This window comes from Mycobacterium sp. OAE908, from assembly GCF_017872775.1.
In the GTDB taxonomy this organism is placed as follows: domain Bacteria; phylum Actinomycetota; class Actinomycetes; order Mycobacteriales; family Mycobacteriaceae; genus Mycobacterium.
Genome location: NZ_JAGGJL010000001.1, coordinates 894,976 through 908,929, shown reverse-complemented (window position 1 = coordinate 908,929; position 13,954 = coordinate 894,976). Strand labels below are relative to the sequence as shown.

Below are 13,954 nucleotides of genomic sequence, written 5' to 3'. Positions count from 1 at the left end.
TCTCGGTGATCACGCCGCGGTCCGGTCACGCCTCGATTCTCCCCCATCGAGGCGGTTGCGGGCGTGCAGGTGACCGGTGTGGCTCGACGTTCCCCGGTCAGGCACTATTGATGGCGATGGACAGCGTGGACACCGAAGATCGCCCCGACCTGGAGGCGGTGCTGATGGGCGCCGCCGAGCAGGCGCGCGCGGCGATCGTCGAGTTCAGCGGTGAGGACACCGTTGGCGAGTATCTCGGCGCCAGCTTCGAGGACCCGACGGCCGCGACGCATCGCTTCCTGGCCGATATGCCCGGCTACAAGGGCTGGCAGTGGGCCGTCGTCGTCGCCGCCTGCCCGGGAGCCGACCACGCCACCATCAGCGAAGTGGTGTTGGTCCCCGGCCCCACCGCGCTGCTGGCGCCCAAGTGGGTGCCGTGGGAGGAGCGCATCAAGCCCGGCGATCTGAGTCCCGGCGACCTGCTCGCGCCCGCGACCAACGACCCGAGGCTGGTGCCCGGCTATACGGCCAGCGGTGACCCGCTGGTGGATGACGTCGCCGTCGAACTCGGGTTGGGCCGCCGTCAGGTGCTCAGCGAATTCGGCCGCAGCGATGCCGCGCAACGTTGGCACGACGGCGAGTTCGGCCCCGGGTCGGCGATGGCCAGGTCCACCCGCCGCGTGTGCCGCGACTGCGGCTTCTACATTCCGCTGGCCGGTGCGCTGGGCACGATGTTCGGCGTATGCGCCAACGAGCTGGCGGCCGACGGGCATGTCGTGGAATCCGAATACGGTTGCGGCGCACACTCGGACACGCCGCAGCCGCCAGGCACAGGGTCTCCGCTGTATGACCCGTTCGACGACGGCGTCCTCGAGGTAGTCGAGCCCGAAAGTTAGTTCTCCGCAGCCGCTTTGATGCGCGACAGCGTCGCGTTCATGCCCTCGACCAGTTCACGTTCGAAACTCGGCACACCGCCCATCAAGGCGTTCACGCTCAGATTCGAAAACGCCGTCACGCCGTTCTCGGCGTGCCTGCTCTCGACCAGTCGCGTTCCGGTTTCGGTCGGTTCGAGCTCGTAGCTCCAGACGGTGTGGTTGATCGGCACCTTGAACGCCAGCTTCTTCTCCGGAATCACCTCGGTGACAACGCTCGTCGTCGGCCAGAACAGGCGACCGCGACGGTTCAGGTTGATCGTCGTCGTGCCCTGGCGCACCGGACCCAGCGCCTTCATCAGCCGGCACTGCGGGCTCCACTGCGGCATCCGGCTCAAATCGGAAACCAGCGACCACACCTTCGCGACCGGTGCATCGATGTCGATCTGTGCCTGCAACAGCGGCTCTGCCATTACCCCTCCTCGATCGAAGTCAACTGAGCCCGCTCTGGGCTCCTCGCGATCCACGGCGCACAGCGCGGCGCTGCCACAGCATGATCGACGTGCCGAGGGCTCCGACGGCCAGGCCCGCGACGGTGAACGGCCGCCACTCCTGCAGGGCGGCCACCGTGAATGCCAGCACCACGGCGACGAGCCAACCCGCCGTTATCACCACGATGACCGGCCATGGTTTGAGCAAGGTCGCCGGCAAGGCGGGCGGTTCCGGTGCCACGCTGACAACGTAGTCGATTACCTACGCGTCAGAAACGCACCGGGTTTTCGAAGATTTCCCGAGACCCGCTAGGTACTCTTTGCCTTGTGAAAGACGTCGACACCCGGCTGGCGAGTGATCTGTCGCTGGCAGTGATCCGTCTGGCTCGCCAATTGCGGTTTCGGCGCCCGGATTCGCCTGTTTCGCTCTCGCAGCTGTCGGCTCTGTCGACGCTTGCTAAAGAGGGCCCGATGACGCCTGGCGCGTTAGCCACGCGTGAACGCGTCCGTCCTCCTTCGATGACGCGGGTGATCGCGTCGCTGTGTGAGCTCGGCTTCGTCGATCGCGACGCGCATCCGGCCGACGGCCGTCAGGTGTTGGTGTCGGTATCGCGGGCAGGCACCAACCTGATCGAGGCCGAGCGTCGTGCCAGCCAGGAATGGCTCAAACAACGTCTCGACCGCCTCCAACCCGACCAGCGCAGGACGCTGTTGATGGCAGCCGATCTGATGTCGGGCATGGTCGACGAAAGCGCATGAGCCCGCTCCGGCGGACACGAGCGAAGCGAGCGGGGGATTGGCAGCAGTAATCGACGTTGCCGACCCGGCGGATCCCAGGCTCGACGACTTCCGCGATCTCAACAGCGTCGATCGCAGACCCGACCTTCCCAGCGGAAAGGGTCTGGTGATCGCCGAGGGCGTGCTGGTGGTGCAGCGCATGCTGGCCTCGCGGTTCCGCCCGCGCGCAATGTTGGGCACCGACCGGCGACTGGCCGAGCTCGGCGATGACCTGGACGGTGTCGACGCGCCCTACTACCGCGTCGATGCCGGCGTGATGGCCGACGTCGTCGGGTTTCATCTCAACCGCGGGGTGCTGGCATCGGCCTCGCGTGCGCCCGAACTGTCCGTCGCCCAAGTGCTCGACGGTGCCCGCACGGTCGCGGTGCTCGAGGGCGTCAACGACCACGAGAACCTCGGCTCGATCTTCCGCAATGCCGCGGGCCTCGGCGTGGACGCGGTGATCTTCGGTTTGGGCTGCGCCGACCCGCTCTACCGGCGTGCCGTTCGAGTGTCGATGGGGCATGCCCTGTTGGTGCCGTATGCGTGGGCGGCGGCGTGGCCCGGCGATCTTCACATCTTGCGGGACAACGGGTTTCGTTTACTCGCGATGACGCCCGACCCGTCGGCGCGCACCCTGGCCGATGAGCTGACAGAGGCGGCCGGCGCCAAGGTGGCGTTCCTCGTCGGTGCCGAGGGCCCTGGCCTGACGGAGACGGTCATGCGAAGCAGCGATGCGCGCGTACGGATTCCGATGTCGCGTGGCACCGATTCACTCAACGTCGCGACGGCCGCGGCGCTCGCGTTCTACGAACGGGCCAGGCTCGCATACTAGATTGACTCAGGTGACCGACGACTCCACTCCATGGGCGATGGGCCTGACGGTGGCCGCGTTCGTCGCAGCGGTGACGGCCGCTGCGGTCGTCGTGCTGAGCCTCGGACTCACCCGTGTGCATCCGCTGCTGGCTGTCGGACTCAACTTGGTCGCCGTCGGCGGCCTGGCCCCGACCGTGTGGGGTTGGCGCAACCTGCCGGTGTGGCGATGGTTTGTGCTCGGCTCCGGCGTCGGCGTGGCGGGTGCCTGGCTCGCACTGCTGGCGATGGCACTCGGCGGCCTCATCGGATGAGCGCTTCGGCCAGCCTGCCCTGCCAGGCCTGCTCGTCGTCGGCGCCCAGCATCCGCACCACCACCTGATCGGCGCCTGCGGCGTGGAACTCCGCGACCCGCGTGGCGATCGAGTCGAGATCGCCCCATGCGGTGATGCCGTCGAGCAATCGGTCGCTCACCTCGTCGATATCCGGCTCAGAGAAGCCCTGCCGCAACAGGTTTCGGCGATATCCGCCGACGGTCGTCAGGAAGCCCAGCGGCTTGGCAGCGGCCTGACGCGCGGCCTCGCGGTCGGTCGTCGGCAGCACCATCACCAACACCGCCAGCGTCTTGTCCGCGCCGAGGGCGGCGCGCGCGTCCGCCACGTACGACGGCGTCACCAGAAACGGATATGCGCCGCTTGCCCGGTCGCGCGCGAGTGCGAGCATGTTCGGGCCCAGCGCGGCCAGCACCCGCGAGTCCGCGGCAACGCCGGCCTCGTCCAATGCGTCGAGGTAGGCGTTGAGTGTCCTCAACGGATGCGCCCCGTGCGCTCCGCCGAGACCGACCAGGAAGCGGCCGGGGTGGTCACGCTGTAGCGATTGATACGTCGCGATCACGTCAGCGGCGGGCACCGAGTCGATGGGGATGATGCCTGTCGCCACCGGAATGCGCGTGGTTGCGCGCACCGCGGCGTCGAGCATCGGCAGATTGCCGGAGCGCCACAGCATCGAAAAGCCAAGGGCCTCAACGCGTTGCGCTTCGTCGACGACGACGACGGCGTCGTCGGTGTATGGGTAGCTGCTTGCGAGCCCGAGCGGTCCCAAAGTCATGAGGTCGACGGTAGGACCTCAACGACGCTTTAGGTCAAGACGGGATCAGCGCTGCCCGCTGGAGCGCACCCCGAGCAGCACGTCCTCCCACGCGGGCACGGCCGGCTTGCCCTTGCGGGCCCGCGTCGGTTTCGGCGCAGGCGGCGGCTCGGCCGCCTCCAACGTCTCGATCGGCAGTTCCGGCTCCAACTCCGGCTCGTCGTACTCCAGTTCCGCCACCGGGGCCAGCGGCCGCAGCGGCCGGGCGAAGTTGGGATCGATCAATTCGTTCGCCGCGTCGTCGAACGCGGTCACGGTGCCGCCGTGCGCCCCCGGCGTGTAGCGGAAGTGCGCGACGTTGTCGGACAGGCCTGCCTTCCAACCCATCTGCACCGTCCAGCGCCCGTCCTCGTTGCGCCACGCGTCCCAATTCGTGCTGTCCGGGTCGAGGCCGCGGGCCACCAGCGCGGCCGTCACCGTCTCCAACAGCGTCAGCACCGATGGACCGTCGGGCAGCACGGGGTGCGCGGCGGTTGCCAGCTCGGCCGCGCGTGAGCGCTCGAGCAGCACCGGGCTGGCGAACCGTCGCACGCGTTCGATATCGCCTCCGGCGGCCGAAGCTACCTGTTCGACGGACGCGCCCGCCCGGATCTTGGCCTGAATCTCCTTGGGACGCAGCACGTTTTGGACCTCGGTGTCGGATTGGGGTTGGGTCGAGCCGGACGTGTCGCCGCGCAGGGCGGCACGCAACCGGTCGTCGGGCCGCAGCAGGAACTTCTCGCCGAGGCCCTCGGCCTCGCAGACGATTCGTTTGCCGTCGATATCGAGACCGACGACCCTGAGTTCCCGCATTTAGACCTCCTCCGGACCGAATCCCAAGCCCGATGAGGGGGACCCTACTGCGTTACCTGTCCGTTACCGCGCAGACACGCCCGGGCAGGTCAGAGCCGTTCCACCACCCAGTCGATGCATTGAGTGAGCGCGGTGACGTCGTCGGGTTCGACGGCGGGGAACATCCCGACGCGCAGTTGGTTGCGGCCGAGTTTGCGGTAGGGCTCGGTGTCGACGATGCCGTTGGCGCGCAGCGCCTTGGCGACCGCTGCGGCATCGACGGAGTCGGAGAAGTCGACGGTGCCGACCACCTGCGAGCGCAACTCCGGATCGGCGACGAACGGCGTTGCGAATTTCGACGCCTCCGCCCAGGAGTACAGCCGCTGCGACGAGTCCGCGGTGCGTTTGACGGCCCAATCCAGCCCGCCATTGCCCAGCAACCAGTCGATCTGCTCGGCAAGCAGGATCAGCGTGGCGATGGCCGGGGTGTTGTAGGTCTGGTTCTTGGTGCTGTTGTCGATCGCGATCGGCAACGACAGGAAGTCGGGCACCCAGCGGCCGGAGCCGGCAATCGACTCGACGCGGGACAGCGCCGCGGGGGACATGATCGCCACCCACAGCCCGCCGTCGCCCGCGAAGTTCTTCTGCGGTGCGAAGTAGTAGGCGTCGACGTCGGCGATGTCGACGGGCAGGCCGCCCGCCGCCGACGTCGCGTCGATCGCGATCAACGCGTCACCGGATCCCTCGGGCCGCTGCACGGGCACCGCAACCCCGGTCGAGGTTTCGTTGTGTGCCCACGCGATCACGTCGACGGACGGATCCGACTGCGGTTGCGGCGCGCTGCCCGGGTCGGCCTTGATGATGATCGGATCGCCGACGAACGGGTTCTTGGCGACGCACGAGGCGAACTTCGAGCTGAACTCGCCATACGTCAGGTGCAGCGAGCGCTCGTCGATCAACCCGAACGCCGCGGCATCCCAGAACGCCGTCGAGCCGCCGTTGCCGAGGATGACCTCGTAACCCTCAGGGAGCGAGAACAATTGGCGCAGCCCATCGCGGACGCGACCGACGAGATTCTTGACGGGAGCCTGCCGGTGCGAGGTACCGAACAGCTCGCCTGCGCCGGCGAGTGCCTGTAGCTGTTCCGGCCGCACCTTGGATGGGCCGCAGCCGAATCGTCCGTCAACGGGTTTGAGTTCGGCGGGAATCGTCAGTTCGGCCATGGGCTCAAGAGTAATGACCGGACCGACGCGCTTTCTGCCGGGAGGGTTGGCCGAAGCGGACGGTGACAAGGCGTTTGCTGTGAAGTTTGCTAATAATGTGCGAACACCCTGCCACTCGAGACTGGCGGTGACCATACTGTTACCTGATGGGTATGGAAAAAGCGACGGCGTTGCTATCCGCATGTGCCGCGGCCTTCACGGTCGCCGGTGCGATGCTCGCCGCCGCTCCGGCGCTAGCTGACGGCGGAGTCGGCAGCCTCCGTACCCCCATCGGCGCCGACCAGGGTGGGGCGGTGCTCAACCAGATCAACGCGACGCGCGCGGCGAACGGGTGTGGCCCTGTTGCCGCCAACCCGCAGCTGACCGTGTCCGCTGCCCGGCAGGCCGACGACATGCTCGAACACGGCGTGCAGGGCCACACGGGTTCGGACGGTTCTTCGCCGGCACAACGCGTCAAGGACGCCGGCTACGCGTCGTACGCGAACCTCGGCGAAATCGTGTTCTGGAGCACCGGCCCCGGCGGAAGCCCCGCCGCCGCGGTCACGTGGTGGATGAACAGTCCGGGGCACCGCGCCATCATCACCGACTGCGGATTCACCGACGCGGGGTTCTCGGCGGTCAGCAACGGCGACAAGTTCGCTGTGGCCGGGGATTTCGGGAAGAAGTAGCTGCCGCCGGCCAGCCCCCTTCAACTGTGGCGCCCGTCACACCCGCTGTGCGCTGGGGCGACGCACCACACCGGGCAACTGGGGCTGTTCAATATGCGATACCTGCGGTACCGTCGTTGGACATTAGGGCCCAAATGTAAACCTCATGGGAGACCTGGAAGGCTGAAAATGGCTCGCACGAAGCTGGTCCGCCGGTGGCGTCGCAACATGGACGTTAGCGACGACATCGAGTACGTCGACATGCTCACCACACTGTCCGAGGGGTCGGTGCGGCGAAACTTCAATCCGTACACGGACATCGACTGGGAGTCACCCGAGTTCGCGGTGTTCCCGAACGACCCGCGCTGGGTCCTGCCCGCGACCGATCCGCTGGGTCGCCACCCGTGGTATCAGGCACAGACGCTGGAACGGCAGATCGAGATCGGCATGTGGCGCCAGGCCAACGTCGCAAAGGTCGGTCTGCACTTCGAGTCGATCCTGATCCGCGGCCTGATGGAGTACTCGTTCTGGACGCCCAACGGCTCACCCGAGTACCGGTACTGCCTGCACGAGGCCGTCGAAGAGTGCAACCACACGATGATGTTCCAGGAGATGGTCAACCGCATCGGCGCCGACGTGCCGGGCATGCCGCGGCTGCTGAAGTGGGTGCAGCCGTTGATCCCGTTGGTGGCGGGGCCGCTGCCGATCCCGTTCTGGTTCGGCATCCTCGCCGGCGAGGAGCCCATCGACCACACGCAGAAAAACGTGCTGCGCGAAGGCAAGTCGCTGCATCCGATCATGGAGCGGGTGATGGCGATCCATGTGGCCGAGGAGGCTCGCCACATTTCGTTCGCCCATGAGTATCTGCGAAAGCGGATCCCGAAGCTGCCGCGCCGCAAGCGATTCTGGCTGTCGATCTATGTGCCGATCGTGATGCGGGTGCTGTGCTCGGCGATCATCGTCCCGCCGAGGGCGTTCTGGAAGGAATTCGACATCCCGCGCTCGGTGCGCAAGGAAGTGTTCTTCAAATCGCCGGAATCCCGTCAGATGTTGCGCGACATGTTCGGTGACGTCCGGATGCTCTGCCGCGACACCGGTCTGAACAATCCGATTGCCAGGCTGGTGTGGCGGATCTGCAGGATCGACGGCCGGCCCAGCCGCTACCGCAGCGAGCCGCAGCGGCAGCACGTGGTGGCAGTGGCCTAGGCGATATAGGAGCCTCATGCCCCACGTGATCACCCAGTCGTGCTGCAGCGACGGGTCTTGTGTCTACGCCTGCCCGGTGAACTGCATTCATCCGTCACCGGATGAGCCGGGCTTCGCGACCGCCGAGATGCTCTACATCGACCCGGCGGCGTGCGTCGACTGCGGCGCGTGTGTGAGCGCGTGCCCGGTCGGGGCTATCGCACCGGAGACCAAGCTGGAGCCCAGTCAGCTGCCGTTCATCGAGCTGAATGCGGCGTTCTACCCGAAGCGCGAAACCAAGCTGCCGCCGACGTCCAAGCTCGCACCGGTGCTCGAAGCGCCGTATGTCGAGCCTCGCGACGGCGGGCCGTTGACGGTGGCGATCGTCGGCTCCGGGCCCGCCGCGATGTATGCCGCCGATGAACTGCTCACGCAACAGGGCGTGCGGGTCAACGTCTTCGAACGGCTGCCGACGCCATACGGCTTGGTGCGCGCCGGGGTCGCTCCCGATCACCAGAGCACCAAGCGGGTGACGAAGCTGTTCGACAGGATCGCCGGACGGCGCGGGTTTCGGTTCTACCTCAACGTCGAGGTGGGATCGGACCTGACCCACGCCGAATTGCTCGAGCATCACCACGCCGTGCTCTACGCCGTCGGCGCGCCCAACGATCGCCGACTCGACATCCACGGCATGGGCCTGCCTGGCACGGGCACGGCAACCGAGGTGGTGGCATGGATCAACGGCCATCCCGAATACGCCGACCTGCCAATCGATTTGGGCCGTGATCGGGTGGTCATCGTCGGCAACGGCAACGTCGCTCTCGACGTCGCACGCATCCTGACCACCGATCCCGATGCGCTGGCCCGCACGGACATCGCCGAGTCCGCGCTGAGCGCGTTGCGGGCGTCGAAGGTCACCGAGGTCGTCATCGCGGCACGGCGTGGACCCCGTGATTCGGCGTTCACACTGCCGGAGTTGATCGGGTTGGCGTCGACGTGTGACGTGGTGCTGGACGCGGCCGACCACGACTTGGTGCTGCGCGATCTTGCCGAGGCATCGGATCCGTTGACCCGCAACAAGCTCGAGGTGCTCTCCAAGCTCGGCGATTCGTCCACCCCGGTGACGCGACCACGCATCCGACTCGCCTACCGGCTGACGCCGAGACGCATCCTGGGGGAGGAACGCACCGACGGCGTCGAGTTCACGGTGACGGGGACCGACGAAGTGCGCACACTCGCGGCGGGGCTGGTGCTGACGTCAATCGGCTACCGCGGCAAGCCTATTCGCGGGCTGCCGTTCGACGAAGCCACCGCGGTCGTGCCCAACGAAGGCGGCCGTGTCATCGGTGCGCCCGGCAGCTACGTCGCCGGCTGGATCAAACGCGGTCCGACCGGGTTCATCGGGACCAACAAGTCGTGCGCGGCGCAGACCGTGCACAACCTGGTCGCCGACTACAACCGCGGGCTGCTGTCCGACCCCGTTGGCACGTCGCTCGACAAGCTGGTGCGCAGCCGGCGGCCCGACGTTGTCGACGGCGCGGGATGGCAGGCCATCGACGCGGCGGAGATCGCCCGCGGCGGCGGACAACGGCCGCGTGACAAGTTCACCGCCGTCGCCGACATGCTTGCCGCGGCAGCAGTCGCACCCGCGCCCACTGTCCGGCAGCGGTTGCTCGCCGGCCTGCTGCGCTGAGCCATTCCAACCAACGGCGCCGCCGGCTTCAATCAAATTCCAACCCATCGTCTCTACGGTGTCCCCGCGGACGTGCTCGACGTCCACTGGACACCGACGAGGAGACACGATGCAGATGCAGCGCCGGCACATGGTCGCCGCATTCACCGCAGTTTGTTTGGCCGCAACTCTGTCGGCGTGCGGGGGTGGAAGCAAAGACAACGCTTCGACCACCACAACGCACAGCTCGAGCAGCAGTGCGTCGGCGACGGCGACGTCGAGCAAGGCGGCGGCGCCGACCGGCAAGCTGCAACCCCGCGGACTGGACACGGCGGGCGCAGGCGCGGCCAACCCCACTATCGCCGACTACATCCGCGATCAGCACATCACCGAAACTCCGGTGCACGAAGGAGATCCGGGCGCTCCGCAGATCAACATCGAGCTGCCCGACGGCTGGGAGAGCGCGGGCGCAGACACCCCCGATTACGCCTACAGCGCGCTGGTCTACACCGGCCCGGAGGCCCAGGGCGCCAACTACACGCCGAACATCATCGCGCTGCTTTCCAAACTCGACGGCCCTGCCGATCCCGACAAACTGTTGCAGCTGGCGGGTGGTGAGATGAAGAACCTGCCGGGATTCGTTGCCGCCGGCGACGAGACGGCGACGGTGTCCGGGTTCCCGGCCTACCGGATTGCCGGCGAGTACGACCTGCAGGGCATCAAGGCCGCTTCCGGTCAGGAGACGGTGGTGATCCAAGGACCTGGCGGCCTCTACGTCCTGCAGATGAACGCGACCAGCAACGAAGACCAGAGCAAGCCGTTGTTCGATGCGCTCGAAGCCATCGACAAATCCATCAACATCACCACCTGACGGGCGGACACACGATGTCCAGCGCCCCTCCGCACACCAAGGCCTATCTATTGAAGAGCCGGGGCAACTCCTGGTGGGTCAACGTCGAACTGGAACTCACGGATACGACGCTGCGCTGCGTCGCCTCCGAGTACTCCAAATGGGTCGACGAGGAACTCGGGCTGACCGACTACAAGGCAAGACTTTCCGCGGGTGAGCCGGTGGTGATCTTCGAATTCGACCGCGACCAACTCGCGATCAAGTGGCTGCGTCAGTTCTATCGCGGAGGTTTTCAGATCAGTCAAGGTGATTCGCGTCAGTGGCTGGTATCGCTGGTCTATCCAACCGGTTTCGGCAGTCTGCTCGACTTGATGACGGACCGCGCAGTGTGGCGGCAATGGCGCGAGGCGCTGCCCGAAGGTGCGGTCAAGAGCTGAGGCGGTTCACGCCGGCGTCAACGCGGCCATTCGTTCGGCGATGAGCCGGTCTTCGCCGTGTTCGCCGGTGGCATCGGCCAAACGTTGTGCCCGCCAGAGCAATTCGTGCGCGCTGTCGAATCGGCCATGGTGGGCTTCGATGTCGGCCAGCAGGACAAGAAACGTCGGGTTCATCGCCACGGACCCGTCGCTGGTGAAGATCTCGAAGGCCTCGAACGCGACGGCGGGGTCGGCGTCGCCGGTATCGAGGGTTTGTGCCCAGACCCGGATGATCCTGGCGCATGCCGCCCACTGCTGGCCGCCTGCGGCGCAGAACTCACGGTCGACCTCGTCGGCCAGTGCTGCGGTTCCCTCGACGACGCCGCGGATGGCCGCGCATTCTATGAATGTGAGCTTGGCGGCCAGGATGTTGAACACATCGCCTCTACTTTGCGCGAGTTCCCTTGCCAACCTGAGGTATTCGCTCATGGCATCGTCGTCGCCGCGCATTGCTTCTGCCAAGGCCATCCAGCAGTACACGCGTGGATGAAAGAAGTGCAGCGGATCGGTGACCGTCTGCGGTGGTGGAAACGTGCTCATCATGTGGTTGCCCGTGGCGATGAGCGCGTCGGCGTCACCGCGTAGGGAGTAGACCATCGCGTGCGCGAAGTCGCTGGCGATACCGATGTCTGGGTCCCCGGATTTGTCGTACTGCTCACGTAGCCCGGTGGCGATGACGAAGGTCTCCTCGATGCGTCCGTACGCGCACAGCATCATGCACTGAAGAGCCATCGCCCCGTAGAAGCTTCGGCCCTTGACCTCGCTGCCGATCTCGAATGCACGCTGCACCGCGTCGGAGGCGGCCTTGCTGGTCTGGCCTTCGAGGATGCCCTTGGCTCCGGCCAGGTGCAGCCACAGCGTGGCCTGCCGCTCCAGGTGTTCGGGTTTGGCCGGCAGCCTGTGGCAGACCTGCAGTGCGTGTTCGGCCAGCACCGCGATGTCGTCATACGCCGAGCGGTTCAGCGCTCGCTGGATGACGGTTTCGTGGATGTCCAGCGCTGTCTCGGCATTCAGCTCAGCGCCAGCCCGCCAGGCGTGATCCGCTGCGGCGATGCTGTCCTCGTACGCGGCGGTTGCGACGGCGGCCGTGCGGGTCGTCGCCACCGCGGCGTGGACGCTGGTGCGTTCGGTGGTGGCCAACTGCGCGAGTAGCCCGTCGCGGACCAGGCCGTGACTGAACCGATACGCCCCCGGACGCTCGACCGATTCGTCGAGTAGACCGGTGTCGTAGGCAGGCCGCAGCCGGGTCTGGACGGCCGAAATCGAAAGGTCGACGATGTCGGCGAGTTCGGCTACGTCGAACTCGGGGCCGACCACAGCGGCCGCGCTCAGCACACGTCGAGACGCGGTTTCGAGAACCCCCAGCCGCCGGCCGACCACCCCGACCACCGCCTCCGGCGGACCCGCAGTCGCGGTGTCGAGCGTCCTTGCGAGCTCCTTGATGTAGAACGGGTTGCCGCCGGACTGGCGCCACACCTCGTGCCGCACCGCCGCAGACATTGGCTCGCCGACGATCGCGTCGACGAGGCGCCCGGTGGCCTTGCGGTCGATACCGCGTAGCCGCACCGTGGCGATGTCGTTGGACTTGAGCAGACGCTCGAACGACTGCCGTTTCATCGGTCGGTCGGCACCGAAGTATGTCCAATTGCCGATGATCTGGATGGGCACGCGCGGGAACTCAGCGGCAAGCAATGCCAGCGTGTCAATCGACGCCTCGTCGGCCACCTGTAGGTCATCGAGAACGAGTAGCAACGGTTGAATCGACGAAAGTCTTTGCAGCGCAAGGACAATGCCTTCAATCAGGGCGAAGCCCGTAGCGGGCACGCCGACCGCAGAACCGATCTCGTCGGCGTGTCCCCACTCGGGAACCAGCGCGTCGACGACGCCGGGCGCGGCGCGCCGTACCTCCCGGCGGCCGGTCTCGCCGAGGGCGGTGCCAAGCTGCCGCAGCAGCTGGATCCACGTCCAGAGCTGTGGCAGCGTGACATCGGTCGGGTGACCGGCCCACGCGACCGTGATGCCGATCCCGTTGGCTTGGTCGGCGGCGGCCTGCGCCAGCGATGTCTTGCCGATCCCGCTCTCCCCGGTCATCAGCGTCATTCCGCCGATGCATTCCTTGGCTCTGCGCACGGCGGTCGTGACGGCACTCATCTCCGAATCCCGGCCGACGAAGGGCGTATGGGGTGCGTCGGGTTCGGGATGGATCCGCCCGCCGGGGGGCTCGGCCCGCAGGTCTGCCGAGCCGTCGGTGATCTTCTGGAAGAGGGTCTGCAGGCCTTCTCCGGGCCGCGTCCCGATCTCCCGGTCGAGGGTGGCGCGGGCGCGGTCGAACGCTCGCAGCGCGTCGGCCGTTCGGCCCGCCCGGTAGAGGGCCAGCATCAGATGTCCCCACAGCCGTTCCTGCAGCGGGTGCTGTGCCACCGCGGCCTCGATTTCGGGAATCAGGTCACGCGCGGCGCCGAGCATCAATTCGGCGTCGAATCGCGCTTCTATCGCGGTGGTCCGCAGTTCGGCGAACCGCAGCACGTCGGGGGCTGCGAAATCACGGAAGGCGAACTCACCGAACGGATCTCCGTGCCACAGCGCAAGAGCTTCGTTGAGTGCGCCCGCCGCGCCCGCGGGGTCGTTGCGGATCAACGCGGCCCTGCCTGCCGAAACCAGCTCTTCGAACCGGTGCAGATCGACAGAGTCGCCGGCGAGCAGGTTCAGTTGGTAGCCGTAGGGGCGCGATTCAAGCCGTTGGCGCTGGCCGTCGCCGGTCGTGTTCAGGATCTTGCGCAGGTTGGCGACGTAGGAGCGCAACGACACCAACGCCTTCGCCGGCGGCTCCTCCTCCCACACGCAATCGATGAGCCTGTCATTGCCGACGACCGTGCCGTGATTGGCCAGCAGCACCGCCAAGACGCATCTCTGCTTGGGTCCGCCGAGCGGCGCGGTCGGACCTTCGACGCGGGCCTCCACAGCGCCCGACAGGTAATACTCGACCATCTCACCCGGCCCTCAGCGATGTTTCAGTTTGCTGAGACGATACATGCGGTCGGCGGATTCGGCT

Annotated in this window: 15 protein-coding genes; 9 read left to right on the top strand and 6 right to left on the bottom strand. The window is 66.8% G+C overall.

The features are described 5' to 3' along the window. Positions 1 to 116 precede the first annotated feature (116 nt). The gene (locus J3E61_RS04310) at positions 117 to 875 is read left to right on the top strand and encodes a DUF3027 domain-containing protein (RefSeq protein WP_192724067.1); all 759 of its coding nucleotides are present in this window, start codon (positions 117 to 119) and stop codon (positions 873 to 875) included. Here the strand turns inward: J3E61_RS04310 and J3E61_RS04305 are convergent. Next, positions 872 to 1,324 carry an SRPBCC family protein gene (locus J3E61_RS04305; RefSeq protein WP_192724066.1) on the bottom strand — a complete coding sequence of 151 codons (453 nt, stop codon included), beginning with the start codon at positions 1,322 to 1,324 and terminating at the stop codon, positions 872 to 874. The two genes, J3E61_RS04310 and J3E61_RS04305, sit on opposite strands and share 4 nt — an antisense overlap. Before the next feature lie 19 nt (positions 1,325 to 1,343). Continuing rightward, positions 1,344 to 1,583, bottom strand: a complete 240-nt coding sequence (locus tag J3E61_RS04300; protein ID WP_192724065.1) for a DUF2530 domain-containing protein — start codon at positions 1,581 to 1,583, stop codon at positions 1,344 to 1,346. Positions 1,584 to 1,669: 86 nt separating this feature from the next. Here J3E61_RS04300 and J3E61_RS04295 point away from each other — a divergent pair, with 86 nt between their 5' ends. Genes J3E61_RS04295 through J3E61_RS04285 form a run of 3 tightly spaced genes read left to right on the top strand, consistent with a single transcriptional unit; the run spans position 1,670 to position 3,246 of the window. Continuing rightward, positions 1,670 to 2,101, top strand: coding sequence for a MarR family transcriptional regulator (locus J3E61_RS04295; RefSeq protein WP_192724064.1), 432 nt, complete (start codon positions 1,670 to 1,672; stop codon positions 2,099 to 2,101). A 37-nt stretch (positions 2,102 to 2,138) separates the two neighbouring features. Continuing rightward, a complete protein-coding gene (locus J3E61_RS04290) occupies positions 2,139 to 2,954 on the top strand; it encodes an RNA methyltransferase (RefSeq protein ID WP_210082733.1) in 816 nt (271 codons plus the stop codon). A 37-nt stretch (positions 2,955 to 2,991) separates the two neighbouring features. Continuing rightward, positions 2,992 to 3,246: a DUF2537 domain-containing protein gene (locus tag J3E61_RS04285; protein ID WP_210085427.1), complete on the top strand. Its 255-nt coding sequence runs from the start codon at positions 2,992 to 2,994 to the stop codon at positions 3,244 to 3,246. Here the strand turns inward: J3E61_RS04285 and J3E61_RS04280 are convergent. From J3E61_RS04280 to J3E61_RS04270, 3 genes are all read right to left on the bottom strand, one after another. Beyond that, positions 3,236 to 4,039: a TIGR03620 family F420-dependent LLM class oxidoreductase gene (locus J3E61_RS04280; protein ID WP_210082732.1), complete on the bottom strand. Its 804-nt coding sequence runs from the start codon at positions 4,037 to 4,039 to the stop codon at positions 3,236 to 3,238. The two genes, J3E61_RS04285 and J3E61_RS04280, sit on opposite strands and share 11 nt — an antisense overlap. A gap of 45 nt (positions 4,040 to 4,084) precedes the next feature. Continuing rightward, positions 4,085 to 4,870, bottom strand: a complete 786-nt coding sequence (locus J3E61_RS04275; protein WP_210082731.1) for a DUF3071 domain-containing protein — start codon at positions 4,868 to 4,870, stop codon at positions 4,085 to 4,087. Between the two features lie 89 nt (positions 4,871 to 4,959). Next, positions 4,960 to 6,072, bottom strand: coding sequence for a phosphoserine transaminase (locus tag J3E61_RS04270; protein WP_210082730.1), 1,113 nt, complete (start codon positions 6,070 to 6,072; stop codon positions 4,960 to 4,962). Positions 6,073 to 6,218: 146 nt separating this feature from the next. Between J3E61_RS04270 and J3E61_RS04265 the strand changes: the two genes are divergently transcribed. The 5 genes from J3E61_RS04265 (at position 6,219) to J3E61_RS04245 (ending at position 10,863) form a co-directional block, all read left to right on the top strand. Continuing rightward, positions 6,219 to 6,740, top strand: a complete 522-nt coding sequence (locus J3E61_RS04265) for a CAP domain-containing protein (RefSeq protein ID WP_210082729.1) — start codon at positions 6,219 to 6,221, stop codon at positions 6,738 to 6,740. A gap of 168 nt (positions 6,741 to 6,908) precedes the next feature. After that, positions 6,909 to 7,925, top strand: a complete 1,017-nt coding sequence (locus J3E61_RS04260) for a diiron oxygenase (RefSeq protein ID WP_192724059.1) — start codon at positions 6,909 to 6,911, stop codon at positions 7,923 to 7,925. Positions 7,926 to 7,941: 16 nt separating this feature from the next. Then, positions 7,942 to 9,597, top strand: coding sequence for an FAD-dependent oxidoreductase (locus J3E61_RS04255; protein WP_210082728.1), 1,656 nt, complete (start codon positions 7,942 to 7,944; stop codon positions 9,595 to 9,597). A gap of 109 nt (positions 9,598 to 9,706) precedes the next feature. After that, a complete protein-coding gene (locus J3E61_RS04250; protein ID WP_210082727.1) occupies positions 9,707 to 10,447 on the top strand; it encodes an LpqN/LpqT family lipoprotein in 741 nt (246 codons plus the stop codon). Positions 10,448 to 10,461: 14 nt separating this feature from the next. Further along, positions 10,462 to 10,863: a hypothetical protein gene (locus J3E61_RS04245; protein WP_192724056.1), complete on the top strand. Its 402-nt coding sequence runs from the start codon at positions 10,462 to 10,464 to the stop codon at positions 10,861 to 10,863. 6 nt (positions 10,864 to 10,869) lie between these two features. On the opposite strand, the gene J3E61_RS04240 is transcribed toward J3E61_RS04245, so the two are convergent. Then, the gene (locus J3E61_RS04240; RefSeq protein WP_210082726.1) at positions 10,870 to 13,890 is read right to left on the bottom strand and encodes an AAA family ATPase; all 3,021 of its coding nucleotides are present in this window, start codon (positions 13,888 to 13,890) and stop codon (positions 10,870 to 10,872) included. Positions 13,891 to 13,954: the final 64 nt, after the last annotated feature.